This is a genomic window from Methanosarcina sp. (genome assembly GCF_028693135.1).
Classification (GTDB): domain Archaea; phylum Halobacteriota; class Methanosarcinia; order Methanosarcinales; family Methanosarcinaceae; genus Methanosarcina.
Genome location: NZ_JAQUVZ010000019.1, coordinates 43,680 through 61,813 on the forward strand (window position 1 = coordinate 43,680; position 18,134 = coordinate 61,813).

The window sequence follows — 18,134 nt, forward strand, 5'->3', positions numbered from 1 at the left end:
GTGAACAATGTTCACTTGATAGGAGGTGATTAGCACAACTTATTAATAAGGCTTTTGAACAATGTTCACTTAGGGGATATTATATGCTAGCTAAAAAACGCGATAAGGACAATCAGACGAATGTCAAACGGGACAAAAAGGCGAAAATTATCTCTATTCAGGAGGCCACGTACATGCTGATAGAGACAAAAGGTTATGGAAATGTAACCATCAGGGACATAGCTGAGGCTGCCGGTGTGAGCATAGGGCTGATCTATAAATATTTCCCGGGCGGCAAGTTTGACATCCTTAAGGAAATTAGCTCTCGATACACGGGCGAGCTATTGATGACAGAGAAACCCGAAAATATTAATTTTAATGATTTTCCGGGCTACATAAGAAATGTAATAAGTAATATTCTGCAATACGCTAAAGACAATAGCTTTTTAGCAAAAGCATTAATCCTGTCTGCACTACTCGACGGCGAAATTATGGAAGAATACAAAAAAATGGATAAAATGGATTTTGAATATAAAAAACACAAAGCAGCATCCGAATTTTTTTGCCGTTTCAACGGCGTTGAGATAGGCGACAAAGATCCTCTGGAAGTCTTTACGGACTGGGGGATTATGGTAGATGGCATTATCTTCTATACAATCTACTCACCGAATTTCATCAAGAGTGAGGAATCCCTGACCGACCTGATGGTAGACCTTTCCTTGAAGATATGGGGTTATCAGGCACCCTGAGATTTTTCAGGCTCAAGCCAGTCAGTAGCTATTCCGCGTCAAAAGTTAATTCTAAGAAACCATTCCTTATTCGTTGTTCTCATCAGGGTACTGCGGCGGGCTTTGTTCCACTTTCTTTGTAATCTTCGGATACTTTCCTTTTCCCGAATAACCATCAATGCCTGTGACGTCTATCTGGTGCAGCCAGTCGTCCCCGAAATCGAAGCGATACCCAAAAGCTCGGCCTACTTCCAGGCCCATGGAATCAATTGTAGTGGTGCGGACATCGCCAGCCATTTCTTCTTCCAGGCCAGAGAACTCCACTTCCGCTGGTAGTGAGTAGACAGCAGACCTATCATCCGGACCCACGCCAAGTGAAAACTCATAGAGATGTTCGTCGAAGCGATCGAAGGCCTTGAAGATGGCTTCGTGGAGGTCTAAAGTTTGGTCCCTCAGGATCTGGATGATGCGAGAAACTAGATATGGTTCACAAAAAAGATGAGATTGAAGAGTACCCTATGGAATTTGGATCTTCAGATTATGCACTCTGTGAATGGGAAAAATTCTTGGAGTTGTAGAGGCAAAGAGGATCAAGGTTGGGCTACAAAGTGTCTTGACACAAACTGAAAGGTATTCACGCAGCTTTTCTGAGAAGCCATTCAATTTTAACAGATATCATCAGCTTCTTATTGCGTATTCGCATGATTAATGCCCTTGTTTAGATAGAAATTTACGGTTGTTAGGAATTGGGATATATCTATAGGCTTTGAAATATAGCCTATACAACCAGCACCAATTAATCTCTGTTCGTCCCCTTGCATGGCAAGTGCTGTTAAGGCCACAACAGGTATGTGCTGTAAGGCTGGGTTTTCCTTAATATGTTTTAGAACTGCCATTCCATCTATTCCAGGTAGCAGTATATCGAGCAATATAATATCAAAACAACTATCTTTGAGTATCTCTAATGCTTCCCATCCATCGAAAGCCGACGTAACTTCCATTCCATTTGACTCAAGAAGAAAGACTACCAGTTCCATGTTTACAAAATTATCTTCTACTACCAGTATATTTGTCATAGGAACCTCTCAATTGTTAATGCGTGTTCATATTGCTGCTTATGGTAACAGTCCGTCTTTCTACAGGTCTTTTTTTGAACACCTTTTATAATGCCAATAAGATTCTCCCTGTTAAACATACCCTTGTGTACGATATAGGACACGTTCTCATCCAGTGTATTCATTTCAGTTGGTTCCAAATCCTTTGCAGTACAGATAATTATGGGAATATCGATGGTATCCGGCTTGCTCTTAAGCGCTTTTATAACCTCAAAACCACTGATATCAGGCATCATAAGGTCCAGAACGATTAAGTCCGGTCGTTCTTTGAATGCAAGATCTATGGCCTCCTGTCCCCCATAAGCCTTCAACACATTGAACTCCTTTCCATCCAGCATCGCAGCTACCAGTTCAACTGCACTTTTTTCGTCATCCACCACCAGCACACTGAGAGACGATTTTGCTGCCTTTTCTTTGATTTTATCAAGTGTGGAAAGTAATGTGTCCTTTTGAATAGGTTTGATGAAGTGTTCCACAGCTCCCCATATGACACCCATCTCTCTTTCATCCAGCATAGAAGTGATTATTACTGGAATGTTATGGGTATGTTCCTCCAGTTTCAAATACTTCAGGACATCCCAGCCGTTCATTCCAGGCATCATAATGTCCAGAGTAATTGCAAATGGTTTCATCCTATTGGCAAGTTCAAGGGCCTCTTTTCCATTGGGAGCAGATACCACACGGTAACCTTCCTGCGTCAGGGTGACCTCCAGCAACTCCCTTGAAGCATCGTCGTCTTCCACCACAAGTATCAGTGGCTCATCCCTGCTGCTATAAAGTGGTTCGATTATTTGCGGGATATAGATAATGGGTTCAGGGATATTCTCAATATCCTTTGTTGGGATCGTCTCAGTGTCCTCTGTTATTGCTTCTGCAGTGCCTTCCTTATTTAAGCCGGCAATTAAAGGTATCTCAAAAGTAAAAGCTGTGCCCTTCCCAACTTCACTTTCAAACCATATCTCCCCCTTATGCAGCTCTACAAAACTTTTAACGAGGGAAAGCCCAAGCCCTGTCCCATCGTACATGCGGTTTGTAGCAGAATCAAGCTGTGTGAAAGGCTTGAATAGCTTGTGCTTATTCTCTTCAGCTATCCCTATACCCGTATCTCTGACGGTGAACTGTGCCATTTCTCCGTACATGTTTGAGGAGATGGTCATCTTTCCACCCGCAGGAGTGAACTTAATGGCGTTGCTCGCAAGATTGAAAAGAATCTGTTTGAACCTTATTTTATCAGCATATATATTTGCAAGTTTCTCGTCCAGACAGAACTCCACTTTAAGCCCCTTTTTCTCAACAAGGGGTGATGTCAGCTGTTTTACTTCAGTAAACGTTTCTTTAACGGCAAAGATCTCACAATTCAACTCCATCTTACCCGCTTCGACCTTGGATATGTCGAGTACGTTGTTTATGAGAGCAAGCAGATGTTTCCCACTCGTGGATATGTTGCCCAGGAATTTTTTCTGCATCTGAGACAGCTCTCCAACATTGCCTGCTATCATCAGGTCAGAGAAACCTATGACGGAATTCAGTGGTGTCCGCAGTTCATGACTCATAGTTGCAAGGAATTCGCTCTTGGCACGATTTGCAGTCTCTGCGACTATCTTTGAATAAAACAGTTCTTTCGCTAATTTCTCTTTTTCACTCATCTCTAACAAAGTACGCTTATGCATGAGGCAAGCTTCCAGAGACACCTCGAATTTTGATAGAATATTGCGCAGCTGACTGGCTATTCTGGAAGCCTTTGTGTCCTCCATCTCCTTTACAGAATACAGCTTCAAGATGCCTATTGTTCCAAGAGGAATAATTATGAAAGTACCACAAAAAACCTCTTTTTCAGTGATGAACTGGCTAAAATTTTCATCAGAAGAGTTCACAACCAGTACTTCACACTTTTCACTTAGGGAAAAGACAGGGTGCGAGGTAGACAGTTGGGTGAGTGAGATTCTGTGCTGAGGATATGCGTATACAACCTGGGCATTGTCGTTGTCCTGGAAACACAGAGCACTTTCTTTAATCCAGACAGAGGCAAAGTCCAGGTTTTTACGGGAAAGCAATTTTCTTATGAATATGTCACAGTTATCCTGCAGGTCAAGAGAAGTGCCTATAGACAGAGAAAGCTCATACAATAGTGATATTTCGTCGATCATTTCACTGGATTTCATCTGCTCACTCATGGAAAGCGCCCACTACGATAGTTTTGTTGTAGAACTCAAGGATACCCTGTTCACGAGAAGCTATCTCTCCAATTGTGAGAGCTCCCTCCGGCACAACTGATGAATTATTAAAGCTTATTTCTCGTGATAGGGACACAAGTTCCTCTTTAAAGTCTTCTTCAAGGAAAAGCACTCTGGATATACAATCCATTACCAAACAATATTCAATGTTGTTAAAGCCTGAACTGAAACAATCTTTGATTGCCTGCCTTGCTGAATCTATGAGGGCAGATTTTTCACCTTTGAGTATGTTGAGCACGGCATTTTCAGGGACTTCACCTACACATATGATTTCCCCTTTCTCGGTTACCTGAAAAGGATCCCTTACAATATCCTCACTACCCTCACTATAGATACCAAATGGGTAGCCTTTGGCAATCTCGAAAAAAGAGTGTTCATCGAATTTAAGGCCGGATTCATGTTCAACGGCCTTTTTATATACATCATAAGAATTGCTCCAGTTGAGTTCCTTGATGACACCCCCTTCAGATCTTGTTGCCACAAAGGGGCCAGCTATGCGTTTCCAACCATGCCGTATCCCAAGTTCACTGTCCATATCAATAAAAGCAATTATTGCGGCGTCCTTATATATCCCCTGGGGGCAGAAGATGCAGGGTTGTTGCTGGAAACTTAGATAACCGGCGCCTCCCCCGAAGTATTTGACCGATACACCAAGTTGCTGAAAAACCAGGGAAAGGAAAGAGTGTATGGAAGTAGAAAGACCGTCCACAAGTATGAAGGCAGTACTTCCCTTCGAAAATTTCAAATCGGATAGTTGATGCTGGATATTAATTGTGCTTGTACTCAGTTCTGTCACAAGTAAAGGTTTATTCACCAGAGGAAGCAGCCTCACTACAGCGCCGGACCTGTGGAGGTCTTCTCCATGAATGACTCTGGGAAATATGCCCCCGATAAAGTTGATACCTCTTTGATTAAGGGATGATATAAGGGTGGTTATATCGGGCATCTGTTCCTCAGCAAGCAGTATAAGTACAACTTCGTCATCTTTTGGATTAAGTCCTTCCGCCGCTGTAATAATCTCATCAAAACCTGAAGCAGGAATATACATTTTCTCCCTCTCGCGAAGACTGTTTATTAAAAATAGTCTTAAGTTTCGCGTTTTACATTAGTACTTAGTTTAGATTTATTACAGTAGTGATATATATAATTTCTGATTTTCGTTACTTTAAAATTATTGAAATGTATTGGCTGAAAAAGATCTTATTTTTAGATTAAGTATACAAGAATTGGTTCTTAATATCCGAATATACCATTTGCTCATTCACCCATGAATTCATTACTTACCGCCCTTGTCAATCGCACGTTGTTTACTGAATCTGTAATATTACCAACAAAACTCGATCACAGATATTATAGTATGAAAGTTCTTTTGAACTGTCTGAGCCAAAATTGCTGGGCCCTTAACTGTGGTATAAAGATAAAATTGTCAGTGTTACGACTACAGATATTCATAGTAATAACCCAGGAACAATTATAAACCTAAAAACTCCAGACATTGTAACAAAAATTGAATGCCTCACCCATTTTATCAACATCATCAAAAGACTGGACTTCAAAATTAAGTTTCTCTGCCTGGATAGAGAGTTTTATTCCACAGACGTGTTAAAAAGAAAAACGGGAATGTGAAAATCTTGTTTTTGTGGATTTTGGAGTCAAATGGCCTCCAATTCTCAAATCGCTCCCAGAAAGAAGCTCGATCTTGAAATTACTGTGATTATTAATTTTTCCAATCAGAGAAGATAATAAAGTTTTAATTGAATACAGTAGTGTTATTTTGTAAAAAATCATAGAGGGATACCATGAAAATAGTCGGGATATCATCAAGTCCAAGAGGCAAAAACAGCAACACCTTAAAATTGCTGGATGCAGCTCTGGAAGGAGCCGCAAAAGCAGGAGCTGAAGTCGAGTCAATCGACGTTGCGAAACTGAAGATCAAATACTGCACAGCATGCAATACCTGCCAGGAAACAGGCGTATGTTCAATAAAAGACGATTATAACGGTGTGCTGGAAAAGCTGCTGGCTGCGGACGGCATAATCTTTAGCAGTCCCAATTACATAACAAATGTGACAGCTCAGCTCAAGACCCTGTTCGACAGAAGCCCTCTTGTTATTCATGAGCAACTCTTTGCCGGAAAATATAGCTTTTCTCTGACAACTGCAGGCAGCGGGGAGATTGATTTTGTCCTCGACATTATGAATAATTATATGGCACACTGCGGAGGCAACACCATCGGAGGAGTGGGCTGCGCAATGGCAAAGGGCCCCTCAGCAATGGAAGCAGCAATTGAAAAATCGAGGGAAATGGGCAAAGACCTTGTTGAAGCGATAAAAGAGAAGAGGCAATACCCGGAACAGGAAGTTGCACATGAGGCATGGAGAGACCACTTCAAGTATGTTATCCTTGCCAACAAAGACAACTGGACGCACAACTGCGATTACTGGCTGGAAAAGGGCTGGATCAAAGAATAAGATTTTCAAGCTTGATACCGGGGAAAGTGATACAATGGGGAAAGCTGCGATGTTAAGCGTTGAAGAGCTGGGGGAAAAGCTTGCCGAAGCCGGCAGGCTGAAACTGCGTCCTCTGTGCGTCTATGGCACGGATGAACTTCCGGAAGGAGCAGTTCCATCTTATACGGTAGACCGCTGTGTAGCAAAAGCAGTCTATACTGCCGCCCTTTTTGAAGAAATTCCTTCAATTTACATTGAAGCATCTCACGAACAGTGCTGTCCCGGCGGAATGGTCTGGATGGGGCTCGCTGAACCGCACCCGAAGCTAAAGTACTTCGTGACTGTAGGCACACCGGACTTCCGGGGTGGAGCCGCCGAACATTTAAAGGCAACCCCTGAGCTGTTCGATGAACAGAAAGAACGCGCAGGAAAAATTACTCCTCCCGGAAAATACACCGTCATTGTCCCGTGTACTGATTACATTGCACCTGAAACTGTCAGGTCCTTTATCCTGTTCGCAGGCAGTGAGCAGATCAGGAACCTCTGCGGACTGGCGCAGTTCAGCAACTCCGACCCCTTCTTTAGAACGATAATACCCGGAGGGCCAACCTGTGCTTTGATGCTTGCTTTTCCGGCGGGCATGGCAGAAAACGCACCAGAAGACTCAGCTTTTGTCGGTCCTATCGATCCTACTGGGAACCCCTGGCTGCCTCCGGAATTGATGGTCATGGGCATACCCTCAGCGCTTGCGCAGCAGATGGCAGCCGATCTGGAAAAGTCTTTTATCTGCAAACGGAGCAGGATAGCATATCCTGAAAACCGTGTTGTCATAAAGCCGCGGGGAAAGGACATACAGAAATGAAAATACCGGGGAATTGAGGTCGCGGAGCTGAAGATATTGCGAAGCTGAAAAATTCCCTGTAAGCATTCCTATTAAGCCATTCTCTATAAGCCATAAAAATTTTTACGGGAGAAATATGCAAACAAACGACTGCCGATCCTTCAATGCATACTAATCGTCCCTCAAGAATTTCACGGTAATTATTCAACTACTTTTTATTCGTAATTATTGTTCTGCTATCTTCAACAATTATTGTTTACATATTATAAAATTGTGCAGCTAAAAGTAGGCTGTTTTTCTGGAATGCTCTTTAAGTTCTTCCTTACCTTGGGGTATAATTTTCACTTTATTCATGTTGAGGGCAGGCAGTGGAAAAGAAAAAATAAAATTTTCTGTCCATGTAACAATAGTACTGAGAGTAATAAATAGTTGTAATAAATATAATACTAATAATATAACTACTCAAATAAAAATGGGCACCAAACGTTGGGGATCAAATGGAACAGGAAACAAAAATACCTCCGTTTCAACTCTTACTAGAATCCGAAGAAGCCGAAGAGCTAAGTGAATACTGGCAAAAGCAGTGCTGCACTCTTTACAATGCAATTAACCGAAATATTATGGAAGGCTCAATAGAGCCTTTAACCTGTAAGGCTGCAGAGGGCGAAAGAGCTGGAATAATTACAGTATTTAACATTCTTTCAGCTTCCGGTTTATCTATAAAAAGCGTTGGGCATGTATTTGATGTGGTCAAAGTGTGGTTGGACTTCAGACCGAAAGCAAAGGTCGTAATGAAATTTCCAAACGGAAATGAGATTGAGATTTCGGGAGTAACAGGTTTTTCCAAATCTGAAGTTTTAGGCTTATTTGAAAAATCGCTACAGGCAAGTAAAATTTAAGCTGGGAGTAAAGTGATTGAAACTGAGCGCGGCAGAAGAATTGCGATTTTAATAGGTACCAATGAATATTCAAAAATGGACAAATTAGAGTTCGCAGAGAGTGATGCAAGAGAGATGGCAAAGACACTCTTGGATCCGGATATCTGCGGATTTGACGAAGTTATCCAGTTAATAGATAAAGGGAAAGAAGCGGTCTCACAGACTATAGAAAAAGTCTTTAAAGATGCAAAACAAAACGATGAAGTTCTGATTTATTATTCAGGTCATGGAAAACCGAGTTATAAATTTGATCTGTGTTTGTTATTCAGGGACAGTGATCCTGAAAGCTTGCTGGCAACTTCACTAAAATTTGATTACATTAATGAATGTAAAGAACAATCCGCCTGCAAACGCCTGGTCATAATTCTTGACTGCTGTTATAGCGGGACTGCCGGTATGAAAGGAGATTATCTCGACGAGATGCTCTCAACGTACTCAGGTTCCGGTAATATATTACTCACCTCAACGGGACAAACGGGTTCGAATATAGCAAAAGAAGACAGAGAACTCAAACATGGAGTTTTTACAAGTTACTTATTAAAAGGATTGAAAGATTGGGCAGCTGACGATAATAATGATGGAATTATAACGGTCGATGATCTCTACAAGTATACTTTTAATGAAACTAAAGCTAAAGGTTTACAGCGGCCCCAGAAAAAAGGATCATACGAAGGAGAAATGATCCTTGGAAGAAATATCCCAAAAATTAAGCATAAAGAGCTTGATGAAAAAAACGAAAGATTGATGAAATATCTTGGTTCTGCTCCTCCTGATGTGTTATATAGATCTCTTACAATCCTTCAAAAAATCTACGAAGACCCATCGGCTTTAGACCCCATGGAAGTAAACATAAAACCTCACCTTGAATCCCTTCTTGATGGCAAAATTGAAGTTGAGAATTATATAAAAATCATGAAATATCAGGAAAAACGTCAGAAGCAAAGAGGAGAAGAGCAAAAACAGGAGGAAATACAGGAAGGAGAGAAAGAAGAGAAAGAACATGAGCTCCAAAAGAAAGCAGAGGAGGTAAAACAAAAGGAAGAACTTCACAGACAAAAAGAAGAGAAAACAGAAAAAAAAGAAAGAGTAGTTCTAGAAGCAAAACAGACGGAAGAACAGGAAACAGAATCCAAAAAAGAAGAAGAAAAAGCCAGAAGAGAGCAGGAAGAGCAGGCAAAACTCCGAAAGCATAGAGAAGAGACCGAAAGGAAGAAGCTTGAGGAAACCTCGAAATTCCAGGCCTCTTCGCCTCCTTCAAAAAAACAAGAGAGTTTTTCAGGGAAAAAGCTGATTACAATCTGCATTATTTGCGGAATTATTTTGATATTGATCATATACTTACTACCCTTCCCACCAACCCCTGAACCTGACAATCATCCAGTTAATAATACTTCTACACATAATACTTCTACACATACTACTACTCCTGCGCCGGTTACTGAATCTAAAAGTATTCCCCCAATTCTTGCTTTATCCCCGGACCCTCATTCCTTAAGTTTTAGTTTGAGCGAAGGGAAATTGGCTTCCAAAGAGCTTCAGATCACAAACAAAGGTGGGGGGACACTTAACTGGAACGTGAGTGAAAATGAAACCTGGATAAAACTAAGCCCGGAAAGTGGTACAGATACAGACACAGTTACGGTTACAGTTGATACAGATGATTTAGATCCGGGGAAACATGAAGGAACCATTACGATAAACTCGAATGACGGCAGCGAAGAATTTACTATACATCTTGATGTGCTTCCCCCCTCCAATGGCCCCGATGGAGATCCGGAATTAGTCGTTAATCCTGACCCTTCCTTTGAATTTAAAATAATCAAAGGAGAATCGGAATCTAAGAAATTCATAATCTCAAATGAAGGAGAGGGAGCTCTTGAGTGGGATGTGAGTGCCGATAAGGAATGGATAATTCTAAAACCTGAGAGAGGAACAAATTTAGAAACAGTTACCGTTACAATTGATACAGATGATCTGGATCCAGGGATATATGAAGGAACCATTACGATTAACTCGAATGGAGAAAACAAACAGGGGACAATTACTCTTGAAGTTTTAGCTCTCCCCCCTGAAGTCCCAGTTGCTGAATTCACGGCGAATGTGACTTTCGGAAATGCACCTCTTGTGGTACTCTTTACCGATACCGGTACAGGAGAAGAACCTGCCTCGTGGTACTGGGACTTTGGAGATGGAATTGACTCTAAACATGCCCAAACAGCTACCCACACCTTCACCAAACCCGGAACGTACACCGTAACTTTAACAGTAACTAATGAAGCAGATAGCAGTACCAAAACCAGGGAAGAATATATCACAGTAACAGCTTTGAACCCACCTGTAGCCGAATTCACGGCGAATGTGACTTCCGGAAATGCACCTCTTGTGGTACTCTTTACCGATACCGGTACAGGAGAAGAACCTGCCTCGTGGTACTGGGACTTTGGAGATGGAATTAACTCAAAACACGCAATGAATGCAACACACACATTTACGAGTCCTGGAAATTATTATGTCACTTTAACAATAACTAATGAAGCAGGCAAGAGTACATCCATGCCTGTAGAAATTGTTGTATCCTGAAATGATTTATACCTGCGAAACTTCTGGGATATTTCAATACCTTACGCAAGAGCAAGCAGCTAGAGGTAAAATGTTGGGAAATCTAAATTCCAGCATAGTTCCGCAAGACCTTATTTTATTTCCACAATACCTTTTATACAACTGTTTGTTTCACTCACTATACCAGAATGAAAAAACAGCCCTATCTTACTCCAGCATACCAGAACGTTAAACAGTTGCACAATATTCTCAGAATACTCGGGCGCTCGATATTTAAACATTAAAAGCAAAAAGGTGTCCTGATATTCTAGCCTATATATATTCTAGCCCTTAAATATTCTAGCTTTTAGATATTCTACTATTAAGGCTTTCACTAGCTTATTGAGAGCCTCACCGACTTCATTGTATACATACGTTCAATACATTCATTACCTGCATTCATGCCTACCCTCTTAAATTATAAGAAATTCCTTTCTCCCATACAATGGTGGTCTTTTGTCTTCGAAAATTAGCCGTGAAACCTTCATCCGGTCTATTGCAGACCTTCTAAGAAAAGCAGAAATAGAGCTTCCTGATGATGTGATTGAAGCACTCAGGAAAACCGAAACCCGGGAAGAAAAACCGGTTGCTAAGTCCCAGCTCCGGGCAATCCTGAAGAATATCGAGCTTGCAAAAAATCATGGGGTTCCCATGTGCCAGGATACAGGCATAATGATCTTTTTTGCCGAGCTCGGGACGGAATTTCAATCCGGCTTTGACCTGGAAGCTGCTATCAGAGAAGCCGTTGTCCTTGCAACAGCTGAGATTCCTCTCCGTCCTAATGCCGTGAACCCCCTGACCCGCAAGAACAGCGGAGATAATACAGGAATCGGAATTCCGGATATTCACTGGAAGCTTGTTCCCGGAAAGCAGCTCAAGATCACGGTTGCCCCGAAAGGTGCGGGCTCGGAAAATATGAGCGCACTCAAGATGATGAACCCAACTGAAACCGGAAGTATCAAAAACTTCGTGCTTGAGACCGTGGTAAGCGCAGGCGGGATGCCCTGTCCGCCTCTGACTCTTGGCGTGGGTATCGGAGGTTCCTTTGACAAAGCCGCCAGGCTTGCAAAAGAAGCCCTTCTTGAACCCCTTGACACCCCTATGAACAAATTTGAAAAGGAAATCCTTGACGCAGTAAACGCCCTTGGAATCGGCTGTATGGGGCTTGGAGGCAGCACAACCGCCCTTGCCGTGCATGTGAAAACTGCACACTGCCATACGGCTTCCCTTCCTGTAGCCATAAACATCCAGTGCTGGGCGAACCGACATGCTTCAGTCGTTTTCGGGGGGGAGAAATAATGGAGTATCATCTGCAAACCCCGCTGAAGATAGATGATATTGAGAAACTCAATGCTGGAGACATTGTTTATATCTCCGGAGAGATCCTGACAGCCCGGGACGAAGCCCACGCAAGAATTCTAGAGATGAAAGAAAAAGGAGAAGAACTTCCTTTCTCCCTTGAAGGAGCAGTAGTCTATCACTGCGGACCCCTTATGCAGAAAAACGGGAAAGGAGTTAGGGAGGAATGGAAAGTGGTCTCCGCAGGCCCCACAACCAGCGGCAGGATGTCAAAAATGACTCCTCCTCTCCTGAAAGCCCACAATGTCCGGGCAATTATCGGAAAAGGCGGGATGAAAAACGTTTCCGAATCCATGACGGACAGGTGCGTCTACCTTGCGTACACCGGAGGATGCGCAGCCCTTGCCGCAGAACTGATAAAGGAGGTGAAAACCGTCCACTGGCTTGACCTTGGTATGCCTGAAGCAGTCTGGGTGCTCAGGGTTGAGAAATTCGGGCCTCTCATTGTAGGAATCGATACAAAAGGGAAAGATATTTTTGCAGAGGTCAGAGAAAAAGCTGAAAAAGTACTTGAAGAGATGAAGAAATGAAACCCTTCTAAGAACAGAACTCTTTACAAAAAAATCTCTTCAAAAAATTCGATGCTCCCTGGTTAATTGGTTGTTATTATTCCGGAATGACCGTAGTATTAGTATTTCACTTTCGTCCTCCATGTGCTGTACCCCGCTTGAGCCCGCCGGTGTACATTAGATGAAAACGAAATCATTATTCGGACCGGGAACTCTCAGCCTGGAATATCAACCATGTAGCAGGGAGAAGCCAAAAAAATCGTTAAACCAAAAAAATGCTTCCCGGTTATCCACTGATGGGACCGGGCAGCAAACCTGTGGAAAGTTAAAGGTTTATGTCGGTTTTCACCACCAAATTTACCCTTTAAACTTTCCTTTCAATTTATCTTTCCAATTTATCGTTCCAATTTATCGTTCCAATTTATCGTTCCAATTTATCGTTCCAATTTATCGTTCCAATTTATCTTTTCAATTCATCGTTTCAATTTATCTTTTCAATTTATCGTTCCAATTTATCTTTTCAATTCATCGTTTCAATTTATCTTTTCAATTTATTTTTTTTCAATATATTTATTCAGATCTTCCTTTTTATTAAACCGGTCGAAAGCAGCAAGCAAACAGCAACTGCGATTGTTCCGAAACCGGGGGACTGTTCTTCTTTTATGGGAGCTGAGGCGGTGGAGGTACGGGCTTCTTCCGAAGCTGAACGATCGGGAACCAATTCCATTTTTCCGCTTTCTTCAGGAGTGCCGGATGCTGTTGATTTCTTTCCGGTAATCGAATAAAGAGAGAAGCCTGGCGTCTCGGCCCTGAAATAGAAGTATTCCTTGTCTTCACCTGTCTGCTCTGTTGAAAGTGGATTCCATTTGTCATCCTTGAACCTGTTAAGGGTGGTTGTGGACACGTCGATATTGTTTTCCTCTACCCAGGTTTTCGGAACCCTGAAATCTATGTATGCTTTTTTGATATTTTCAGAACTTTCAAAGCGTTCATTCCCGACCAGGAGGTTCATCTGCTGGTAAACGATTCCTTTTGCGTTCCCAGAAGACCCGGAGACCGATTTATCGAGAACCTCGACCCTGGCAACAACAATTCCGGAATATTTTTCTGCCGTGAAAACGACCCCAAGCACATCTGCTTCGGCACCGTTAAACTGCAAATGTGACTCCTTTCCTGCAGTTACTCTCTGCTGGGCTCCGGAAACCTTTTTCACATCTGAAGCTCCGGAATCTCCCGGAACATAACGTGGAGAATGGCTGCTCCCTCCGGAAATCCCGCTGCTATCATCATCAAGAGGTTCGATAGGTTCAGGAGGTTTTACAAGCGGAAGGTAATCCACATTTATCCCATCAGCAGTGACGTTGTAGGGCAGGTCACAAATACCATCTCCCTCCGTATCGTTGCAGGTCTGACTCCAGCCGCTGCCGTCAGGAAGGGCCCAGCAATTTCCGCCTATATAGGCTCCACCCATAACATTCTCTCCTTCTGTCCTGGTGGTATTCCAGATGCTTGCCTGGGCATAGGGGGTCTTCAATTTCACGAGGTTTCCTCCTGATGAAAACAGGGAGTGTTTTTCTTTGTCAGGTTCGCTGGAGAGCTCTGAACCGGGTTCTCCATCTCTATAAAAGCCTGTTTTCGGATCTTTTCCCTCAAGTTCCTGATTCATAGAACCGGGCTCGAATAAAGCCTCAATTCCGGTTTCTTCATTTTCCGCACCTTCCGGGAAACCGCTGCTAACCGTGTTCCGTGAGCTTCCCATTAAGAACCCTTCATTTGCAAGTTCAACGTTTGTCGGGTTGTTGAAGTAATTGTCGTAAATTTCACTCTCTTCCGAATACATAAGGTAAAGACCACTTATGTCATTATTCAAGACCCGGTTGCCTGTTATTTTGCTGTTAACACAGCCGATCAGAAAGATCCCGGAACCTGGGATGTCTTCAAAAGAGCCAAGTTGACCGTTGGAAGTGACAATGTTTTCGTTCAGGCTATTGTTGAGGGCTTCAAAAACATAAATACCTCCTAGCTGATTCGAGTTCACACTGTTTCTTTTCAGGTTACTGGTATCCGAGTCTTCGATTAAAATGCCCACAAAATTTGAATCCGCAGTATTGTCTGTCAGGTTATTGTAATCCGAATCATAGATTTCAATACCTAAGAAAGTCGAATCCACATTATTGGAGCTCAGGTTATTGTAGCTGGAATCCTCTATTGAAATGCCTATCCGGTAGTATTTCTCAGTGTCAAAATCGAATGTTTTGATGCCGCCAGATACTGCATTATGGTCCAGAACATTCTGTTCTGAATCTTCGACCAGGATTCCGTGAATATTTGAGTCCATATTATTGCTTTTTAGGGTGACATCCACGGAATTTTCGACTAATATTCCGTAATAATTTCCCGAAACAAAGTTATTTTCAAAATCAGAAGCAGTTACATTGTATGCAAAAATCCCGAATTCATTATTATTTAAAGTCTGGTCCCGGACCGTAATGTTGGAGCAGTTTATCAGATAAATCGTCCCTGCACCCTCAAAATAATCGGCATGTACATCCGATCTGTCTACCAGGTAATAAATAGCTTTACCGTCCACGAGGTTGCTCGTATCAATATCGTTTTTGTATTCCTCAAGGTTGTACATGTACAGTCCGAAATTGTAGGTATTTCCGGTCATAGAATTATTTCGAAGGGTATTGTTGCCGCAACTGCTGAGATAGAGACCGGTATCCTCATTTTCCAAAATGTTGTTATTCTGGAGATTATTTCCATCAGAATCATACAGGCAGATCCCATCATAATGATTCCCTGACACGCGGTTATTCTGGAGATTATTTCCGTCAGAATCATACAGATTGATCCCATCATAATGATTCCCTGACACGTTGTTATTCTGGAGATTATTTCCATCAGAATCATACAGGTAGATCCCATCATTATTCCCCGACGCTCTGTTATTCTGGAGATAATTTCCGTTAGAATCATACAGGTAGATCCCATAGTCATTATTCTCAATTGTGTTGTTTTCCAGAGTTGAATTTTCAGTATTGTAAAGATGTACCCCTGCCCCATTGTTTTTAAGCAGCAGATCTTTGACCGTGATGTTTTTGCAGTTAATCAGGTAAACGGTCCCTGCATTTGAAGAGGAATTGATTTCAGTCGGGGAAATAACATTTACCAGATAATAAATAGGTTTTCCATCCACACTGTTGCTGGTACCGATATTATTATCCATTGGAGAGTCATACATTCTAAAATTGTAGCTGTTGTTTTGCATCAGGTTACCGGCGAGATAATTTCCCGTGGAATAGTACAAACAGATGCCATATTTACCGTCCGACACACTATTTTCGGTCAGGTTGTTACTGTCGGAAGAATAAAGATAAATACCGTAAGATGAAGCACTGGAAACGGTATTATTGCTGAGAACATTGCGATCCGAAGAGGACAGATAGGTCCCGTATTTGGAAGCAGTTCCCAGGATATTGCCGGTCAGGTGGTTGTCGTATGAATTGTCCAGATATATATCAAATTCATTATTTTCCATTATGTTGTTTTCTAGAGTTGAGTACCTCGTATTGTAAAGATGTATCCCTTCCCCATTGTTTTTAAGCAGCAGATCTTTGACCATGATGTTTTTGCAGTTAATCAGGTAAACGGTCCCTGCATTTGAAGAGGAATTGATTTCAGTCGGGGAAATAACATTTACCAGATAATAAATAGGTTTTCCATCCACACTATTGCTGGTACTGATATTATTTTCCATCTGGGGTCCATACGCTTTAAAATTGTAGCTGTTGTTTTGCATCAGGTTACCGGCGAGATAATTTCCTGTGGAAGAAGACAAACAGAGACCACAATTACCGTCCGACACACTATTTTCGATCAGGTTGTTACTGTCGGAATAATAAAAACAAATTCCGTAATAGTCACTATTGCTCACTATGTTGCCGTTAAGGTTGTTGCTGTCAGAATCATAAAAATAAATACCGTAATCTAAACTGGAAATGATGTTGTTGCTAAGGTTATTACTGTCAGACTCATGCAGATATATAGCTCTATACGAGTTAGAAAAAGTATTGTTCTCAATACTGCAGTTTTCGGCCTGAGAAAGATGGATTCCATCATTACCGTAGTAGTAGTCAGTACTCGTGACCCCACTGATATTAAACCCGCTTATCACTACATTATTTGCATGCACGTTAAAAACGCATTCTTCATCCGGGGCGGCAAGTTTTACAGTGGTATCGCCCGGATTTCCGGATGCTGACTTTATAATCAGTTCTTTTGCCACATCCACATTTTCCGTATATGTTCCCGGAAAAACAAGGAGTGTGTCCCCATTGTTAGCATTTTCCACTGCTGCACTTATTGTAGTGAAATCAGCAGGGTCCCCTGTACTGTTGTTCACGGTAATTACTGCCGCTGAAGCAGGATTTATTGCCAGGAGCACAAAGAGCAGTATTCCCATGTAGGAAATTAATTTACATGTTTTTTCCATGATTTTCACCCATCAAAAAGTTTAGGACATATCAAACATTCTGAATATATTAATACTAATAAGAGGTAAACATATATATTTACTTTAGGGATTTAACCTGTATTTTATTGCTGATATGGAGCCCTGCCTGGAATAAGCAGCTAATATATTAAACTGAAAACCGGATAGATCTGGAACTGTATATTCAAAAGATTGCGAAGCCTTAGTGGATTTGAAAACCGTGGGATAAACCAATAATTGTCTAATTTTTTTAGAAAGTTTGTCGGCTCAACATTGCCTCTATTCAAAAGGTAGGAATCGTTTTGCAGAAGTCTGGAGAAAGCCTCTGAAGTGCGGGCAATTTTTGGACAAAGAGGAATGAGGGACATTATCTCTTAAGTGAAAAACATGTGTGTCTACCCTGCATGCACTTTCCACACCTCACGAGGTTCTAATCGGCCTTCCAGCCAGATCAGTACTTCCTTTGACCCCGAAAAATGCTTTTCAATTCACAGATACATATAAGCGCCTCCGCCAGCCTGTCTGGCGGCTCTGCAAAAAAGGAAAGAAAAATAGAATTTGAGAAATAAATCTGAAAGCGGTAAAAAAGAGATTCGAAAAAGAATGCTGTTATTCCTATTACTTTTAATATTTGCCCTTTTTATGTCACTTTTACTTTCTGGCTTTTTTCTTGTCTTTCTTTTTATTTCTTTGAAAGGCCGCTCTCCTGCGTCGAGCGTGGCAAAAACGACACAAAATAGTGAATGACGTTTTATGGGTTATAATGTATCCCCTTCAAATTGAGTGGAAAGCTCTGTTTTTCAACTCAACGAGCTTTTTTCTCTGATGATTTGAGCCAGAGGTGGCATCTCAAATTTATTGCTCACTCTATCCCATATGTACTGATAT

Annotated in this window: 12 protein-coding genes; 7 read left to right on the forward strand and 5 right to left on the reverse strand. The window is 41.8% G+C overall.

Annotation, left to right across the window (positions count from 1 at the left end; translation table 11 throughout):
• Positions 1–83 precede the first annotated feature (83 nt).
• Positions 84–728, forward strand: a complete 645-nt coding sequence (locus PHF18_RS10425) for a TetR/AcrR family transcriptional regulator (RefSeq protein ID WP_300102213.1) — start codon at positions 84–86, stop codon at positions 726–728.
• Positions 729–794: 66 nt separating this feature from the next.
• Here the strand turns inward: PHF18_RS10425 and PHF18_RS10430 are convergent, their stop codons facing one another.
• From PHF18_RS10430 to PHF18_RS10445, 4 genes are all read right to left on the reverse strand, one after another.
• Positions 795–1,175 carry a hypothetical protein gene (locus PHF18_RS10430; RefSeq protein ID WP_300102246.1) on the reverse strand — a complete coding sequence of 127 codons (381 nt, stop codon included), beginning with the start codon at positions 1,173–1,175 and terminating at the stop codon, positions 795–797.
• 218 nt (positions 1,176–1,393) lie between these two features.
• Positions 1,394–1,783, reverse strand: coding sequence for a response regulator (locus tag PHF18_RS10435; RefSeq protein ID WP_300102216.1), 390 nt, complete (start codon positions 1,781–1,783; stop codon positions 1,394–1,396).
• Positions 1,780–3,996 carry a response regulator gene (locus PHF18_RS10440; RefSeq protein WP_300102219.1) on the reverse strand — a complete coding sequence of 739 codons (2,217 nt, stop codon included), beginning with the start codon at positions 3,994–3,996 and terminating at the stop codon, positions 1,780–1,782. Before PHF18_RS10440 ends, PHF18_RS10435 begins: the two co-directional genes overlap by 4 nt.
• Positions 3,989–5,104 carry an FIST signal transduction protein gene (locus PHF18_RS10445; protein WP_300102222.1) on the reverse strand — a complete coding sequence of 372 codons (1,116 nt, stop codon included), beginning with the start codon at positions 5,102–5,104 and terminating at the stop codon, positions 3,989–3,991. The genes PHF18_RS10440 and PHF18_RS10445 overlap by 8 nt, the downstream gene beginning before the upstream one ends.
• A gap of 751 nt (positions 5,105–5,855) precedes the next feature.
• Here PHF18_RS10445 and PHF18_RS10450 point away from each other — a divergent pair.
• The 6 genes from PHF18_RS10450 to PHF18_RS10475 all read left to right on the forward strand — a co-directional run bounded on the left by PHF18_RS10450 (position 5,856) and on the right by PHF18_RS10475 (position 12,772).
• Positions 5,856–6,527: a flavodoxin family protein gene (locus PHF18_RS10450; protein WP_300102225.1), complete on the forward strand. Its 672-nt coding sequence runs from the start codon at positions 5,856–5,858 to the stop codon at positions 6,525–6,527.
• Positions 6,451–7,368: a DUF169 domain-containing protein gene (locus PHF18_RS10455; RefSeq protein WP_300102228.1), complete on the forward strand. Its 918-nt coding sequence runs from the start codon at positions 6,451–6,453 to the stop codon at positions 7,366–7,368. The genes PHF18_RS10450 and PHF18_RS10455 overlap by 77 nt, the downstream gene beginning before the upstream one ends.
• A gap of 476 nt (positions 7,369–7,844) precedes the next feature.
• Positions 7,845–8,246, forward strand: coding sequence for a hypothetical protein (locus PHF18_RS10460; RefSeq protein ID WP_300102231.1), 402 nt, complete (start codon positions 7,845–7,847; stop codon positions 8,244–8,246).
• A gap of 12 nt (positions 8,247–8,258) precedes the next feature.
• Complete coding sequence (locus PHF18_RS10465) at positions 8,259–10,865, forward strand: PKD domain-containing protein (RefSeq protein ID WP_300102234.1); 2,607 nt, start codon at positions 8,259–8,261, stop codon at positions 10,863–10,865.
• A gap of 474 nt (positions 10,866–11,339) precedes the next feature.
• Positions 11,340–12,182 carry a fumarate hydratase gene (locus PHF18_RS10470; RefSeq protein WP_300102237.1) on the forward strand — a complete coding sequence of 281 codons (843 nt, stop codon included), beginning with the start codon at positions 11,340–11,342 and terminating at the stop codon, positions 12,180–12,182.
• Positions 12,182–12,772 carry a FumA C-terminus/TtdB family hydratase beta subunit gene (locus tag PHF18_RS10475; RefSeq protein WP_300102240.1) on the forward strand — a complete coding sequence of 197 codons (591 nt, stop codon included), beginning with the start codon at positions 12,182–12,184 and terminating at the stop codon, positions 12,770–12,772. The genes PHF18_RS10470 and PHF18_RS10475 overlap by 1 nt, the downstream gene beginning before the upstream one ends.
• Before the next feature lie 553 nt (positions 12,773–13,325).
• Here PHF18_RS10475 and PHF18_RS10480 read toward each other — a convergent pair.
• Positions 13,326–17,246: a NosD domain-containing protein gene (locus PHF18_RS10480; RefSeq protein WP_300102243.1), complete on the reverse strand. Its 3,921-nt coding sequence runs from the start codon at positions 17,244–17,246 to the stop codon at positions 13,326–13,328.
• Between the last annotated feature and the right edge of the window lie 888 nt (positions 17,247–18,134).